The organism is Pseudolysinimonas yzui (assembly GCF_014653215.1).
GTDB classification, from domain to species: Bacteria; Actinomycetota; Actinomycetes; order Actinomycetales; family Microbacteriaceae; genus Pseudolysinimonas_A; species Pseudolysinimonas_A yzui.
Genome location: NZ_BNAI01000001.1, coordinates 999,727 through 1,015,945, shown reverse-complemented (window position 1 = coordinate 1,015,945; position 16,219 = coordinate 999,727). Strand labels below are relative to the sequence as shown.

The 16,219-nt window shown below is 65.9% G+C and carries 9 protein-coding genes and 3 rRNA genes; 8 read left to right on the top strand and 4 right to left on the bottom strand.

Annotated elements, in window-relative coordinates:
- Positions 1–38 precede the first annotated feature (38 nt).
- From argH to IE173_RS05085, 3 genes are read left to right on the top strand one after another with little or no spacing between them, the layout of a single operon-like run.
- Positions 39–1,448, top strand: coding sequence for an argininosuccinate lyase (argH, locus tag IE173_RS05095; RefSeq protein WP_191282271.1), 1,410 nt, complete (start codon positions 39–41; stop codon positions 1,446–1,448).
- A complete protein-coding gene (locus IE173_RS05090; protein WP_191282270.1) occupies positions 1,445–1,615 on the top strand; it encodes a hypothetical protein in 171 nt (56 codons plus the stop codon). The genes argH and IE173_RS05090 overlap by 4 nt, the downstream gene beginning before the upstream one ends.
- Complete coding sequence (locus IE173_RS05085; RefSeq protein ID WP_191282512.1) at positions 1,597–2,208, top strand: DNA-3-methyladenine glycosylase; 612 nt, start codon at positions 1,597–1,599, stop codon at positions 2,206–2,208. Before IE173_RS05090 ends, IE173_RS05085 begins: the two co-directional genes overlap by 19 nt.
- A 24-nt stretch (positions 2,209–2,232) precedes the next feature.
- On the opposite strand, the gene IE173_RS05080 is transcribed toward IE173_RS05085, so the two are convergent.
- From IE173_RS05080 to IE173_RS05065, 4 genes are read right to left on the bottom strand one after another with little or no spacing between them, the layout of a single operon-like run.
- Positions 2,233–4,050 (bottom strand): FUSC family protein, encoded by a 1,818-nt coding sequence (locus tag IE173_RS05080; RefSeq protein WP_191282269.1) that lies wholly within the window; start codon positions 4,048–4,050, stop codon positions 2,233–2,235.
- A 10-nt stretch (positions 4,051–4,060) separates the two neighbouring features.
- Positions 4,061–4,666, bottom strand: a complete 606-nt coding sequence (locus tag IE173_RS05075) for a hypothetical protein (protein ID WP_191282268.1) — start codon at positions 4,664–4,666, stop codon at positions 4,061–4,063.
- On the bottom strand, positions 4,663–5,262 hold the full coding sequence (locus IE173_RS05070) for a DNA-binding protein (protein WP_191282267.1): 600 nt from the start codon (positions 5,260–5,262) through the stop codon (positions 4,663–4,665). Before IE173_RS05070 ends, IE173_RS05075 begins: the two co-directional genes overlap by 4 nt.
- Positions 5,263–5,311: 49 nt before the next feature.
- The gene (locus IE173_RS05065) at positions 5,312–7,129 is read right to left on the bottom strand and encodes a DUF2207 domain-containing protein (protein ID WP_191282266.1); all 1,818 of its coding nucleotides are present in this window, start codon (positions 7,127–7,129) and stop codon (positions 5,312–5,314) included.
- 32 nt (positions 7,130–7,161) lie between these two features.
- Here IE173_RS05065 and tyrS point away from each other — a divergent pair, with 32 nt between their 5' ends.
- The 5 genes from tyrS to rrf all read left to right on the top strand — a co-directional run bounded on the left by tyrS (position 7,162) and on the right by rrf (position 16,163).
- Positions 7,162–8,496, top strand: coding sequence for a tyrosine--tRNA ligase (gene tyrS, locus IE173_RS05060; protein WP_191282265.1), 1,335 nt, complete (start codon positions 7,162–7,164; stop codon positions 8,494–8,496).
- Between the two features lie 81 nt (positions 8,497–8,577).
- Entirely contained in the window at positions 8,578–10,254 is a 1,677-nt protein-coding gene (locus IE173_RS05055; protein WP_191282264.1) for a hypothetical protein, read from the top strand.
- A gap of 535 nt (positions 10,255–10,789) precedes the next feature.
- Positions 10,790–12,312: ribosomal RNA gene (locus IE173_RS05050) — 16S ribosomal RNA — on the top strand.
- Between the two features lie 484 nt (positions 12,313–12,796).
- A 23S ribosomal RNA gene (locus IE173_RS05045) occupies positions 12,797–15,911 on the top strand.
- 135 nt (positions 15,912–16,046) lie between these two features.
- Positions 16,047–16,163: ribosomal RNA gene (rrf, locus tag IE173_RS05040) — 5S ribosomal RNA — on the top strand.
- Together the 16S, 23S and 5S rRNA genes form the textbook arrangement of a ribosomal RNA operon.
- Positions 16,164–16,219: the final 56 nt, after the last annotated feature.

Below are 16,219 nucleotides of genomic sequence, written 5' to 3'. Positions count from 1 at the left end.
AGTAGCGGGCGCAGCCCGCGTGTCGAGACCGGCCCCTGATGGCGAAGCTCTGGGGCGCGCGTTTCGAGGGGGGTCCGGCCCCGGAGCTCGCGGCGCTGAGCCGCAGCACCCACTTCGACTGGGTGCTGGCGTTCTATGACCTCGCCGGGTCGCACGCGCACGCAAAGGCGCTCGCCGCGGCGGGTCACTTGACCCCCGACGAGGAGTCGGCGATGCACGCCGGACTCGACGAACTCGCCCGGCGGCTGGAGAGCGGCGAACTCGTCGCGACCGACGACGACGAAGACGTGCACGGCGCCCTCGAGGCGGCCCTCGTGTCGGTCGTCGGCCCGGAGCTCGGCGGCAAGCTGCGCGCGGGCCGCAGCCGCAACGACCAGATCGCCACTCTCATCCGCATGTACCTGCTCGATCACGCCGACGTCGTCAGCCGCGAGCTGGTGCGGCTGATCGACGCGATCGCCGGGCAGGCTTCCGCGCATCCGGATGCCGCGATGCCGGGTCGCACGCACTTGCAGCACGCCCAGCCGATCCTGCTCGCCCATCACCTGCTCGCCCATGCCTGGCCGCTCGTACGCGACCTGGAGCGCCTGCGCGACTGGCGCGGCCGGGCGCAGGCCTCGCCGTATGGCGCCGGTGCGCTGGCCGGCGGCGCGCTGGGTCTCGACCCGGCGATCGTCGCGCGGGAGCTGAACCTCGGCGAGCCGCTGCCGAACTCGATCGACGCGACGAGCGCCCGGGATGTCGTGGCCGAGTTCGCGTACGTCGCCGCCCAGATCGGCGTCGACGTGTCGCGCTTCGCCGAAGACGTGATCCTCTGGACGACCCGCGAGTTCGGTTTCGCCCGCCTCGACGACGGCTACTCGACCGGCTCGAGCATCATGCCGCAGAAGAAGAACCCCGACATCGCCGAACTGGCGCGCGGCAAGGCCGGGCGACTCGTCGGCAACCTCACCGGCTTGCTCACGACGCTCAAGGGTCTGCCGTTGGCCTACAACCGTGACCTGCAGGAAGACAAGGAGCCGGTCTTCGACTCCGTCGCGACGCTCGAGCTGGTGCTGCCCGCGTTCGCCGGCATGGTCGAGACGCTCACGTTCGACACCGACCGGATGCGGGCGCTCGCCCCCGAAGGCTTCTCGCTCGCGACCGACGTCGCCGACCATCTCGTGCGGCAGGGCGTTCCGTTCCGCGAGGCGCACGAGATCGCGGGTGCCCTGGTGCGGTTCTGCGAGGAGCGCGGCCTGCAACTGCACGAACCGACGGATGCCGACTATGCGGCGATCGATCCCCGCTTGACGCCCGACGTGCGCGCGGTACTCACCGTCGACGGGTCGATCGCCTCACGGTCGGGGATCGGCGGCACCGCCCCGTCCCGGGTCGCCGAGCAACTCGCCGCCCTCACCGCCGCGGTTCGCCCGCTGGCCCCGGCATCTCTGAAGGAGACTCCATGACACTGTCCGGTCAGAGCGATTGGCAGCGCCGGCGGGAGGCCGCGCGTGCCGCGCGCGCCGAACGCGAGGCACGATCGGCCGGCAAGCGTCCGTGGCAGTTCCCGCTCATCGTCGGCGTCGCCGTCGTCGTACTCGTGGGCGCGCTCATCTGGTACACGCTGCTCTGAGCGGCCTCACCGACTTTCTCGCGCGGCCGGCCACCGAGGTGGCGCCGCAGTTGCTCGGTGCGGTGCTGCACGGCCGGGGCGTGAGTGTGCGTCTCACCGAGGTGGAGGCGTACCTGGGGGAGCAGGATCCCGGGTCGCACGCCTTCCGGGGCCGCACGCGTCGCACCGCCGTCATGTTCGGCCCGGCGGGTCATCTCTACGTCTACTTCACCTACGGGATGCACGTCTGCGCCAACATCGTCGTCGGGGCCGAGGGTGAGGCGACGGCGGTGCTGCTGCGGGCGGGAGAGGTCGTCGCCGGGCTCGAGGCCGCCCGCTCCCGTCGTCTCACGTCGAAGTCCGACGCCGACCTCGCCCGCGGCCCCGCGCGGCTGTGTGTGGCACTCGGGATCCAGCTGTCCGACGACGGAGCGCGGCTGGGGGAGCTGTTCCGGCTTGACCTGCCGCCGCATCCGGTGCCGGAGGTCGCGACCGGCCCGCGTACCGGCGTCTCGGGCGACGGCGGGTCGGACGCCTATCCGTGGCGGTTCTGGATTCCCGGCGACCCGACCGTCTCGCCCTACAAGCGATCGGTGCCGAAGAAGCGGGCCTGAGCTCGCGGGGAAAGGCTCTGCGCGTCAGCCCGCGCGGAGGGCGACGGCGAGGCCGTCGATCGCGAGTTCGAGCCGCACGAGCCCGTGCTCCGGCGTCGTCGGGCTCACGACGGGAGGTTCATCGCGATGTCGGGAGGGCCCTCCGGTCAATTCGGCGCGCACCGCGGCGACTTTGGCGGAAACGCTCGCGACCGCGGAACTGTAGCCCGGGCGATCGATGACCCGCGCCCGGTAGTCGTGCACCGCGGCGCGCAGCTCCCGGGCGACGACGGCGCCGGCGCCGATCTGCTCCGCGAGGATGCGTTCGTGGCGCGACAGCGGCCAGCCACGACGCGACGACTTGGCTTCCGAGCGCAGCACCTCGAACCGGGCGAGCGCGTCGCGGCCGGCGAGGGTCACCTCGTCGGAGCGCCCGCCGGCCGCCATCCCCGCCAGGGTCGCCTGCACCTCGGCCATCGCCTCGTCGGCCTGGCGCCGCATCGTCTCGCCGAGGCGCGCCGGCAGCACGGCGAAGCCGACGGCGGTTCCGACGATCGCCCCGGCCCCGGTCAGCAGCAGATGGGCGGGGAGCGTCTCGAGGAGGTCGGCCGTCGTCTGCCCGTAGAGCACCGTCACGAGCACGCTGAGGGCGAAGACGCTGACCCCGTAGGCGAGTTCCGCGGCGTACTGCTGCACGAACATCGCGACGAGGGCGACGACGGCCACGAGCACGAGGTTGTCGTGAACGAGCAGCGACAGGCCGAGGCCCACCGCGAGGCCGCCGACGGCGCCGAGCACCCGGCGGTAGCCCTTGCTGAGGGATGCCGCGGCCGAGGTGGTGCCGAACACCATCACGACGGCGGCGAGCACCGCCCAGTACCAGTGACGCGGGTCGACGAACTGCGCGACGACGAGCGACAGGGCGATCGCCGTCAGCAGTTGCGCCGAGATCGAGAGCAGGCTGCGCCCGGCGCGACGCCAGTCGAGCCGGGGCGGCGCGTAGGGCTGGTCGAGGGTCGAGGTGCGGCCGGGCGTGACCGAGCGTTCCGGGGCGGCGAGCAGCGGATCGGCGACGAGGGCATCGAGATCCGCCGTGCCGCCGCCGGTGAGGGCTGCGGTGACGGCGAGTTCGAAACGCGCCCCGCGTTCGGCGAGGGCGGCACCGTCGCCGCGTCGCAGGGCCTCCGGCCAGCCGTCGGGGTCGGCGGCGATGCGCGCGCGAGTCACCGAGATCGCGGCCTCCAGCGCGTCGAGGTGGCGACGCGCGGCCTGCTCGCCTTCGGCGACGGCGAGCGGCATCTGCTCCACGAGGGTGCGCAGGCTGCCGATCATCCTGCGGGTGTGACTGCGCGGTCGATACCGCAGCAGCACCGTGAGCATGAGCACGGGAAGGCCCGCGCCGACGATCACCCCGCCGAGCGCCCACGGCAGATCGGCCCAACCGGGGCGGGCGATCGCGGCGGCGACGAAGCCGGCGACTCCGCCGAGCGCGACGATCGTGCCCGCCGTGCCGAGCAGCGTCGAGGCGAGCACGGCGACGGACAGGGCGAAGAACACGACAGCCGAGAGCACCGGGTCGTCGGCGACCAGGATGCCCAGCACGAGGCCGATGCTTCCGGATGCCGCGAGCACGAGCAGGGGAACGAACCGGCGCCGCTCGCGCGTTCCCATCCCGATCGTCGTGCTGCCGACGGCGGCCGCGAGCATCCCCGGGATCGCCAGCGACCATTCGACGCCGGTCGCCCCGCACACCGCGAAGAGCGCGACGACGACCATGAGGAAGCTGGTGGTCGCACGCACGGCGGCGCCGAGCCGCCGGAGTCCTGGGTCGGCCGCCGAGAAGGCGAGCCGCAGCGTGTTCACGCGCCGCGATTCATGAGCTGAAGACGGCGGGCAACACGATGAGGGCGCCGCACAGCGCGGCCCAGATCATGCTCACGAGGGTTCCGATGATGAATCGCTCCCGCGCCTCGGGAGCATCGAGTTCCGAGAACCGGCCGAGACCCTTGATCGCGATGACGGCGGCGATGATCTCGAAGTGCCCGACGACGATCGCCCCGATCACGGCGGCCCGCTCCAGGTAGCCGATCCAGGTTCCGCCACGCAGCACCTCCTGGGTCTTGGTGGCGCTCTTGGCGCCACTGGCGGTCTCGGCGGGAACGAGGATGCCGCCGTGCGTGCCGCTGTCGACGTCGCCTTTCGCCGCGCGTCCGAGAACCCACACGGTGAGCGGGTTGCCGCCGAGGATGCCGAGTGCGGCGAGACCGAGCGCGACGATCGCGGGGAGGACGGGCGGGTCGGCGACGTTCACCTGGAACGCGAGGGCCAGGATGCCGAAACCGACCGGCAGCAGCCCGAACAGGGCGAGCGCCGGCTGCCGAAGCCGGATGGCGAGGATCGCGACGGCCACGGCCGCCAGCACGATGACGACCGCGCCTATCCAGGTGACGGTTCCGGCGAACAACTGCAGCTGGATCATCCTCCGATCCTCCCACCCGTCAGCAGGTCGCCGAGCACGTCGCGTGCTTCGCGATCGAGGCGCAGACCCGCGGTGAGTGCCCGCTGGCTCGCGGCCTGCACGCTGATGCCGAGCCGGCCGGCCGCGTCGGTGAGAGTGAGGTCGGGGTGGGGGTCGAGCAGATCGAACAGTTCCCAGCCTTCGGCGGTGCGGCGCTCCCGCAGGGCCAGCAGCAGGCGGATGAGCGGGTCGAGTGCGGCGGTCTGCGGATCGTCGGCGACGAGCGAGAACCGAGAGGGCCGCTTCTTGGCGGTGCTCACGGCCTCGCGCGCGTTGACGAACGCCGTGCCGGTCATCGCCCGCACGCTCGGGCCGACCGGGGGGCGCACGTCGCCGACGCCGAGCCCGACGCTCCAGGCACCGGCCCGCACGAGGGTCAATGCCAGGTCGAGGGCGACGGAACCCCGTTCGGTCGCGACCTGGAACTCGTCACCGGCGGTACGCTCGGGGCGCGCCAGCAGTTCGGCGCCGAACCGGCTCTCGATGTCGCGGATCGCGGCGTCGACCTGGTCGGCCTGGTTCTGGCTGTCGATCTGATCGACGGTGAGGACGTACATCCATCAAGGCTAAAGTCTTGATAGAGACAAATCAAGTATCAAGACTTGATCAACGGCCGCCGCCGCCACCACCCCCGCCGCCGCCGCCGGAGAACCCGCCTCCGCTGGAGAATCCGCTCGACGAACTGCTGCCGCCCGAACCCGACGACGACGACGACACCGGGGGAGTCGTCGCGAACGAACTCGCGGCGAAGGACGTGCCGAGACTGGCGAGGCTCGAGAATCCCGAGGAGAACCTGAGGTTCGACGACGGGGGCGCCGTCTCGCTGTAATGGGCCGCGAGCTCGGCGGCCCACTCCTTCTCGACGCCCCAGACGATCGCCCACGGCAGCAGACGCTCGTAGAGCTTCACGACGGCGGCGGAGTCGTTCGGGTCGATCCGGGTCCGCACGGCGCCCTGCGGGCTCTGCAGCACCCGCAGCCGATCGGCTTCGGCGAGCTGCAGGTACTCGCGCAGGCCGAGTAGCTGCTCGTAGGCGGCGGTGCCCTTCGCGGTACGTCGCTCCGGCTTGCCGCTGTAGCCCATCACGACGAACGAGCCGAGGATCGCGACCGGGATGCCGATCGAGAGCAGCGGGCTGCCGACATCCTGGATCCCGCACCACACCAGCAACCCGATCGCGCCGACGAACACCGCGACGGCCGGCCAGAAGATCAGGCGTCGCAGCGGACTGCGTTCGCCACGACTCAGATAGAGGGGACGAAGCCCCGTGCCGGCCTGCGCCACGAGCGACGCGATGCGGTCGCCGAGCTTGCGGTTCTTGCGGTCGAGCGGAAGGGAGGCACCGTTCTTCGCCTTCTTCTCGAACAGCTTGCGCAACGCGCGGTCGTCGGGCGGGTACACCGCGGCCGACGCATCCAGCACGTCGAGCCGGAATCGGCGGTGCTCGGGCGCCTCGGGATCTTCGACGAGCTGCACGATGTCGTCGACCGCGAGCTTCACGATCTGTGCAGGAAGGGCCGCGCTCGAGCGCCCGATCAGATGTGCAGCGCTCATCACCCCGAGATCCTCGGGCCCCTCGTACTCGGGCACGATGATGCCCCGACCCGGCGCGTGCCGCCACAGGAATCGGCGGAGCAGCGCGGCGAGCAGCCCGGCCGCGGCGAGCACGCCGAGCAGCACCCATGGGAGCACGACGAACGGCCAGGTCTTGTCGACCGGCGTGCCCTCCCGGAAGGTGCCGGGCTCGAAGCCGACGACCATGGAGACGTTCTGGTAGGCGGTGAGGGCCAGCGGTGCGACCTCCACGCCATCGTCGGTGGTCGTGATCTCACAGCGGTCGTCGGAGTCCTCATATCCGAAGTAGCACGCCGTCTCACCGGTCGCCGCGGCCCGCAGTTCGGGGGAGAGCTGCAGCGTCGCCGACACCGCGCCGAACGCCTGCGGCCACCCGGTGCCGTTGACGTCCCAGTAGAACTCCTGGCCGCTGTCGAAGGTGCGGATGACGTCGTGGGCGGTCCACTCGATGACATAGGTCGTGCGGCCGTGCACGAACTCGTCGGTGCCGAGGGCCAGCTCGATGAAGTCGTCGCCGAGGTAGTCGCTCCAGCGCGACTCCTCATAGGGCACGGGGTCGCCGTTCTCATCGGTGACCGACAGGATGTCGACGCCGGTGTCGACCCGCCCGAGGTTGGTCGGGATGTCACGCAGGATGCCGCGGTTCTGGTCGAAGTCGGGGAACAGCGCCACGAGCGTCTCGACGACGTGCAACCGGGCGGTGCCGTCGGCGTCCCGGCTGAGCGAATACTGCACCGACATCGACTCGAACTCGAAGTCGTCGACCCCCGCGGATGCCGGGGACGCGGCGAGCACGGCTCCCGCGGCGAGCAGGAGGGCCGCTGCGAAGGCGGCGATACGGCGAATCACGGTGTCACCCTAGTGGCGGGTAACCTGTCCCGGTGCCCGCTACAGCTAGCTCCGACGAGCAGAGACTCGCGCCGCAGCGCAACGATCCGACGTTCGACGACGTCTGGGATGAGCTCGTCTATCGCGACCTCGTGCACGTCTCGACGGATGCGGGGGAGCTGAAGAAGCTGCTCGCCGGTCCTCCCGCGGTGTTCTACTGCGGGTTCGACCCCACGGCGCCGAGCCTGCATCTCGGAAACCTCGTGCAGCTGCTCACGATGCGCCGCATCCAGCTCGCCGGCCACCGACCGCTCGGGCTGGTCGGCGGCTCGACCGGGCTCATCGGCGACCCCCGGCAGACGGGGGAGCGCATCCTCAACACTCCCGAGACGGTCGCGGAGTGGGTCGGCAAACTCCAGGCGCAGGTGCAGCGCTTCCTCTCCTTCGACGGCGCGAACGCTGCGCGCATGGTCAACAACCTCGACTGGACGGCGCCGCTGTCGGCGATCGACTTCCTGCGCGACATCGGCAAGTACTTCCGGGTCGGCACGATGGTGAAGAAGGACATCGTCGCCAAGCGGCTGCACTCCGACGAGGGCATCTCCTACACCGAGTTCAGCTACCAGGTGCTGCAGGGCATGGACTTCCTGCACCTGTACCGCGAGTACGGGTGCGTGCTGCAGACCGGAGGATCCGACCAGTGGGGCAACCTCACGAGCGGCGTCGACCTCATCCACAAGGCCGAGGGCGTGTCGGTGCACGCGATCGGCACCCCGCTCATCACCAACAGCGACGGCACCAAGTTCGGCAAGAGCGAGGGCAACGCGGTCTGGCTGGATGCCGAGCTCACCAGCCCCTACGCGTTCAGCCAGTTCTGGCTCAACACCGACGACGCCGACGTGATCTCCCGCATCAAGGTCTTCACGTTCCTTTCCCGGGCCGAGATCGAGCGCCTGGAGCAGGCGGTGGCGACAGAGCCGTTCAAGCGGGAGGCGCAGCGCACCCTCGCCCGTGAGGTCACGAGCCTGGTGCACGGCGCCGCCGCGACCGATGCCGCCTTCGCGGCGGCCGAGGCCCTGTTCGGCAACGGCGACCTGGGCGCGCTCGACGAGGCGACCCTGCGGTCGGCGATCGCCGAGCTGCCGGCCGCGACCGCGGCATCCGGATCGACCGTCGCGCAACTGCTCGTGGATGCCGGCCTCACCTCGAGTCTGAGCGAGTCGCGCCGCGCGATCGAGCAGGGCGGCGTCTACCTCAACAACACGCGAGTCGAAGCGGTAGACGCGACCGCCGACACGGCGTTCCTGCCCGGGGGCCTGGCCGTGTTGCGCCGGGGCAAGAAGACCCTCGCCGGGGTGTACGCCCCCGCGCAGACGGTGGCCGGATGATCGGGGCGATGCCCACGGGACGCTCGGGCTTCCGTAACCCCCTGGATACGAGAGTCGCCTAGGCTCGCGGGGGAGGGTGAAGTGAGTTTCAACAACGACGACGACAGCGACGGCCTGGCCGCGCTGTTCGGGGGAGTCACCCCGCAGACCGAGCCCGGTCCGCGCCGCACGGCCGCGCCATCCGAGCCGGAACCCCAAGCCACGGCCGCGCCGCCTTCGCCGACCGGAGCACCCGCCGCGGCCGCGCCGCAGTATCCGGGCCTTGCGCCGAGCGACGCTCCGGCATCCATGCCCGCGGCCCCGCCCGCCTACGAGGCGCCGACGTACGAGCCGCCTGCCTTCGCCGCGCCCGCCTACGAGCCGCCGGCCTACGAGCCGCCGAGCTACGAACCTCAGACCTATCAACCGCCGCCCGCGTCTCCCGCGTACGACATGCCGGCTCCCGCCCCGCAGGTGCCGCCGTCGTACGACCTGCCCGCCCCGGCAGCGGCCCCCTCGACGCCGCAGACCTACGATCTGCCGGCCCCCGCGCCGAGCTACCCTCCGACGGCGCAATTCCCGGCGGGTCTCGACCCCGCAGCCGCGTTCCCCTCCGCCCCGGCCACGGCTCAGCCCTCCCCGCCGACCGCGTACCCGGAAGTTCCCGCCTACGAGCCGCCTTCCGGGTTCGAGCCGCGTTCGACGTACGAGGCACCTGCCGCGTACCAGCCGCCTCCGGCATACGAGCCGCCCGCCGCGTACGAGGCGCCTCCTGCATACGAGCCGCCTCCGGCATACGAGCCGCCCGCGTACCAACCGCCCGCTGCCTTCGAGCCGCCTCCGTACGAGCCGCCTCCCGCAGCAGAGGCGCCCGCGGCCTATGCGCCGCCTTCGCCGTACGAGGCCCCCGCGGCGTACCCCCCACCCGCGTACCCGCCCGCAGCCACTCCCGCGCCGGAGTACCCGCCACCCGCGTACCCGCCACCCGCGTACCCGCCGTCGGTGACACCCCAGGCACCCCAGGATGCGCCGCCCGACTTCGCGTTCGGCAGCCCGCCCGCGCTTGCCGAACCCCCGCTGGTTGCGGCGCCGGTGGAGCCGACCTACCCCGACCATCCGCTCGTGCGGTCGGAGCCTGCGGTGCCCGCCACGGTCTTCCCGCCCGGCCCGCTCCTGCCGAGCGCAACGGCCGCCGTCGAGACCCCCGAAGACCTCGAGAGGTCGACGGCGGGGGAGAAGGTCGGGCTCCTGCTCGCCGTCGTCGCCGGTCCGCTCGGGCTCATCCTCGCGATCGTCAACGCCGTGCGCAGTGGACGACGTCGCGGTTGGCTCATCGGGGTGGTGCGTGCCTCGCTCGTCCTCGGCGTGATCTCGACGATCGCCGCCGGAATCGCCGCCTACGCCCTCTGGACCATTCGTGCCGACCAGTTGGAGCATGCGGAGATCGCCGCGGCCAGCGCGGAGTTCTGCGCCGCAGCCGAAGCCGACCCGACAATGGTGACTCCACCGACGCTCGGGTGGCCGGCGCCCGGTGCCTCCGTCAGCGAGTCGCTCACCCTCATGCAGGCCTGGACCGATCGCTGGACGACGCTGGCGCCGAGTTCGCCGGCCGACCTGCGCACGGGGATGGAACTGCTCGCGGAACGGGGTCAGACCATCATCGACGCGGTCACCGAGGCCCGCACGGTCGACGACGCCGCGAACCAGACCCAGATCGCGGCTGCCGAAGCGCAGTCGGGTGTGGCCGGCTGGTACACGACCTACTGCCTCGAGCCCTGATTTTCCGGGCATCTGCGGGGCGACACGCCCGGGATGCAGGCTCGATTTGGTGGAGCGCCGATCGTCCCGTAACTTTGTCACTCGTCACCCCAAAGGTGCCGGAAGCCGCAGTGTGAACAACGCCGCTGGAGCATCCGGGCCTCAAGTGGGACACCTCCCCTCGAAGGATCGCCAGGATCCGTGCTGACAAGCGCGGCCAGACGAGCTAGAGTGGGGAGCCCAGCGCGAGGAACCGCATCGGTTCGGCGTGTCGCTTGACACGCATGCCCGCGCTGGTAGGTTAGAGCAGTTGCCCTGAACCCCATCCCGAAACGGTCACGGTTCTGGCGCGCCCGATCCTTGAGAACTCAACAGCGTGCACTATGTCAAATGCCAAATACCTCCGTCGGTGACTTCGGTCATCGATAGAGATTCCTTTGGATTGACGGATTGTCAGTAGACAATCCTTTAGTCAGATCAACTCGCGCACTCTCGACCCATTCCGGTCGAGGTGCGCACCGGTTTGCCGCGGTCTTCGGATCGCGTGCTACCAAACCTTACGGAGAGTTTGATCCTGGCTCAGGATGAACGCTGGCGGCGTGCTTAACACATGCAAGTCGAACGGTGAAGCAGGAGCTTGCTCCTGTGGATCAGTGGCGAACGGGTGAGTAACACGTGAGTAACCTGCCCCAGACTCTGGGATAAGCGTTGGAAACGACGTCTAATACCGGATACGAGACGAGAAGGCATCTTCATCGTCTGGAAAGAATTTCGGTCTGGGATGGACTCGCGGCCTATCAGGTAGTTGGTGAGGTAACGGCCCACCAAGCCTACGACGGGTAGCCGGCCTGAGAGGGTGACCGGCCACACTGGGACTGAGACACGGCCCAGACTCCTACGGGAGGCAGCAGTGGGGAATATTGCACAATGGGCGCAAGCCTGATGCAGCAACGCCGCGTGAGGGACGACGGCCTTCGGGTTGTAAACCTCTTTTAGCAGGGAAGAAGCGAAAGTGACGGTACCTGCAGAAAAAGCACCGGCTAACTACGTGCCAGCAGCCGCGGTAATACGTAGGGTGCAAGCGTTATCCGGAATTATTGGGCGTAAAGAGCTCGTAGGCGGTTTGTCGCGTCTGCTGTGAAAACCCGAGGCTCAACCTCGGGCCTGCAGTGGGTACGGGCAGACTAGAGTGCGGTAGGGGAGATTGGAATTCCTGGTGTAGCGGTGGAATGCGCAGATATCAGGAGGAACACCGATGGCGAAGGCAGATCTCTGGGCCGTAACTGACGCTGAGGAGCGAAAGCGTGGGGAGCGAACAGGATTAGATACCCTGGTAGTCCACGCCGTAAACGTTGGGAACTAGATGTGGGGGCCATTCCACGGCTTCCGTGTCGCAGCTAACGCATTAAGTTCCCCGCCTGGGGAGTACGGCCGCAAGGCTAAAACTCAAAGGAATTGACGGGGGCCCGCACAAGCGGCGGAGCATGCGGATTAATTCGATGCAACGCGAAGAACCTTACCAAGGCTTGACATATACGAGAACGCTGCAGAAATGTAGAACTCTTTGGACACTCGTATACAGGTGGTGCATGGTTGTCGTCAGCTCGTGTCGTGAGATGTTGGGTTAAGTCCCGCAACGAGCGCAACCCTCGTTCTATGTTGCCAGCACGTTATGGTGGGAACTCATAGGAGACTGCCGGGGTCAACTCGGAGGAAGGTGGGGATGACGTCAAATCATCATGCCCCTTATGTCTTGGGCTTCACGCATGCTACAATGGCCGGTACAAAGGGCTGCAATACCGCAAGGTGGAGCGAATCCCAAAAAGCCGGTCTCAGTTCGGATTGAGGTCTGCAACTCGACCTCATGAAGTCGGAGTCGCTAGTAATCGTGGATCAGCAACGCCACGGTGAATACGTTCCCGGGCCTTGTACACACCGCCCGTCAAGTCATGAAAGTCGGTAACACCCGAAGCCAGTGGCCCAACCGCAAGGAGGGAGCTGTCGAAGGTGGGATCGGTGATTAGGACTAAGTCGTAACAAGGTAGCCGTACCGGAAGGTGCGGCTGGATCACCTCCTTTCTAAGGAGCACTGCACGACCTCGGTCGTGACAGAGCCACTTCGGAGACATACGTTCTCCGGTGGTGCTCATGGGTGGAACATTTGACTAGGCGTCGGCACGACGCTCGAGACCTCAGTACTTCCTTCGGGAACGGAACGGGTCGGAAGCGAACGGCCGGCGCATGCACGCTGTTGGGTCCTGAGGGACCGGTCGCGTCTCTTCGGAGACACACCAACCTCAGGACCTTTTCGTCGCTCCCCGGAGGGGAGAAGCGGAAAGGTACCGCCCGTACTTTGAGAACTACACAGTGGACGCGAGCATCTTAGATCCGAGATCCCTCACTCTTTGAGGGTCGGATCTCGAGATCTACATGGTGAACCGACGTGCCGACGCTTCTTCGGAAGAGGAGGCACGTCATTCACTGGTCAATCTTGCAGCCGACGGAAACCGTCTCTTCGGAGAAGGAAGTACGGCCGGCTGCACGATCGATTCAAAACTCATGTAGTCAAGTTTCTAAGAGCAGACGGTGGATGCCTTGGCATCTGGAGCCGAAGAAGGACGTAGCAATCTGCGATAAGCCTCGGGGAGTTGATAAGCGAACTTTGATCCGAGGATGTCCGAATGGGGAAACCCCGTCAGGCGCACTTGTGCGACCTGATGACTCCCGCCTGAATATATAGGGCGGGTAGAGGGAACGTGGGGAAGTGAAACATCTCAGTACCCACAGGAAGAGAAAGCAACCGCGATTCCGTAAGTAGTGGCGAGCGAAACCGGAACAGGCCAAACCGATCATGTGTGATAGCCGGCAGGCGTTGCATGGTCGGGGTAGCGGGACCTCTACGTACTTCTGCCGAAGTACACGTTGACATGCGCGATATAGGTGAACGGCATTGAAAGGCCGACCACAGAGGGTGCCAGTCCCGTAACCGAAATGTCGCGCAGCGGCGAGAGGGATCCCAAGTAGCACGGGGCCCGAGAAATCCCGTGTGAATCTGCCAGGACCACCTGGTAAGCCTAAATACTCCCAGATGACCGATAGCGGACAAGTACCGTGAGGGAAAGGTGAAAAGTACCCCGGGAGGGGAGTGAAATAGTACCTGAAACCGTCTGCTTACAAACCGTTGGAGCCTCCCTAGCAGGGGTGACAGCGTGCCTTTTGAAGAATGAGCCTGCGAGTTAGTGGTATGTGGCGAGGTTAACCCGCGAGGGGTAGCCGTAGCGAAAGCGAGTTCGAATAGAGCGATTCAGTCGCATGCCCTAGACCCGAAGCGAAGTGATCTATCCATGGCCAGGTTGAAGCGACGGTAAGACGTCGTGGAGGACCGAACCCACTTGGGTTGAAAACCGAGGGGATGAGCTGTGGATAGGGGTGAAAGGCCAATCAAACTTCGTGATAGCTGGTTCTCTCCGAAATGCATTTAGGTGCAGCGTTGCGTGTTTCTTGCCGGAGGTAGAGCTACTGGATGGCCGATGGGCCCTACAAGGTTACTGACGTCAGCCAAACTCCGAATGCCGGTAAGTGAGAGCGCAGCAGTGAGACGGTGGGGGATAAGCTTCATCGTCGAGAGGGAAACAACCCAGACTACCGACTAAGGCCCCTAAGCGTGTGCTAAGTGGGAAAGGATGTGGAGTTGCAGAGACAACCAGGAGGTTGGCTTAGAAGCAGCCACCCTTGAAAGAGTGCGTAATAGCTCACTGGTCAAGTGATTCCGCGCCGACAATGTAACGGGGCTCAAGCACACCGCCGAAGTCGTAGGATTCGCATATTTGGTAGGCCTTCGTGGTCCAGCCATGCGGATCGGTAGGAGAGCGTCGTGTGGCGAGTGAAGCGGCGGGGTAACCCAGCCGTGGACGCCACACGAGTGAGAATGCAGGCATGAGTAGCGAAAGACATGTGAGAAACATGTCCTCCGAAAACCCAAGGGTTCCAGGGTCAAGCTAATCTTCCCTGGGTAAGTCGGGACCTAAGGCGAGGCCGACAGGCGTAGTCGATGGACAACGGGTTGATATTCCCGTACCGGCGAAGAACCGCCCAAACTAATCCAGTAGTGCTAAGAGTCCTAATCCGGTAGATGGATCCCTTCGGGGTGAAGCAGCCGGCCTAACGCTCGACCCCATTCTGGTGCGGTTAGCGTATTAACAGGTGTGACGCAGGAAGGTAGCTGAGCCGGGCGATGGTTGTCCCGGTGTAAGGATGTAGGGCGAGAGATAGGCAAATCCGTCTCTCACATAGCCTGAGATCCGATGCGTACCCCTCACGGGGGAAATCAGTGATCCTATGCTGCCAAGAAAAGCATCGACGCGAGGTTCTAGCCGCCCGTACCCCAAACCGACTCAGGTGGGTAGGTAGAGAATACCAAGGAGATCGAGAGAATCGTGGTTAAGGAACTCGGCAAAATGCCCCCGTAACTTCGGGAGAAGGGGGGCCTGAGGCGTGAAGGGATTTACTCCTGGAGCGTTTGAAGGCCGCAGAGACCAGTGGGAAGCGACTGTTTACTAAAAACACAGGTCCGTGCTAAGTCGCAAGACGATGTATACGGACTGACGCCTGCCCGGTGCTGGAAGGTTAAGAGGAAGGGTTAGCTTCGGCAAAGCTCTGAATTTAAGCCCCAGTAAACGGCGGTGGTAACTATAACCATCCTAAGGTAGCGAAATTCCTTGTCGGGTAAGTTCCGACCTGCACGAATGGCGTAACGACTTCCCAGCTGTCTCAACCGCGAACTCGGCGAAATTGCACTACGAGTAAAGATGCTCGTTACGCGCAGCAGGACGGAAAGACCCCGTGACCTTTACTACAGCTTGGTATTGGTGTTCGGTGTGGCTTGTGTAGGATAGGTGGGAGACTTTGAAGCGGGCACGCCAGTGTTCGTGGAGTCATTGTTGAAATACCACTCTGGTCACTCTGGATATCTAACTTCGAACCGTAATCCGGTTCAGGGACAGTGCCTGGTGGGTAGTTTAACTGGGGCGGTTGCCTCCCAAAAAGTAACGGAGGCGCCCAAAGGTTCCCTCAACCTGGTTGGCAATCAGGTGTCGAGTGTAAGTGCACAAGGGAGCTTGACTGTGAGACCGACGGGTCGAGCAGGGACGAAAGTCGGGACTAGTGATCCGGCAGTGGCTTGTGGAAGCGCTGTCGCTCAACGGATAAAAGGTACCTCGGGGATAACAGGCTGATCTTGCCCAAGAGTCCATATCGACGGCATGGTTTGGCACCTCGATGTCGGCTCGTCGCATCCTGGGGCTGGAGTAGGTCCCAAGGGTTGGGCTGTTCGCCCATTAAAGCGGTACGCGAGCTGGGTTTAGAACGTCGTGAGACAGTTCGGTCCCTATCCGCTGCGCGCGTAGGAAATTTGAGAAGATCTGTCCCTAGTACGAGAGGACCGGGACGGACGAACCTCTGGTGTGTCAGTTGTTCCGCCAGGAGCACCGCTGATTAGCTACGTTCGGAACGGATAACCGCTGAAAGCATCTAAGCGGGAAGCCGGCTTCAAGATGAGATTTCCATCCCTTAGGGGGAGAGGCTCCCAGCTAGACGACTGGGTTGATAGGCAGGATGTGGAAGTGGGGACTAAAGACCCATGGAGCTGACCTGTACTAATAAGCCGATAACTTGATAACACACAGTTTTGCATGGTCTGTGAAAACAGATTGCTGCTCGCGTCCACTTGTAGCTCTTGACGTACGGTCGAGAGCGCCGAATTCGAGAGGCCCTTCGGGCTGAATCGAACGGCAAATAGGCTAAGTCAATAGTGTTACGGCGGCCATAGCGAAGGGGAAACGCCCGGTCACATTCCGAACCCGGAAGCTAAGACCTTCTGCGCCGATGGTACTGCAAGGGCGACCTTGTGGGAGAGTAGGACACCGCCGGACTTCTTTCAGAAAGGGGTTACCCGCATGCCGGGTAACCCCTTTCTTCGTTAACCACC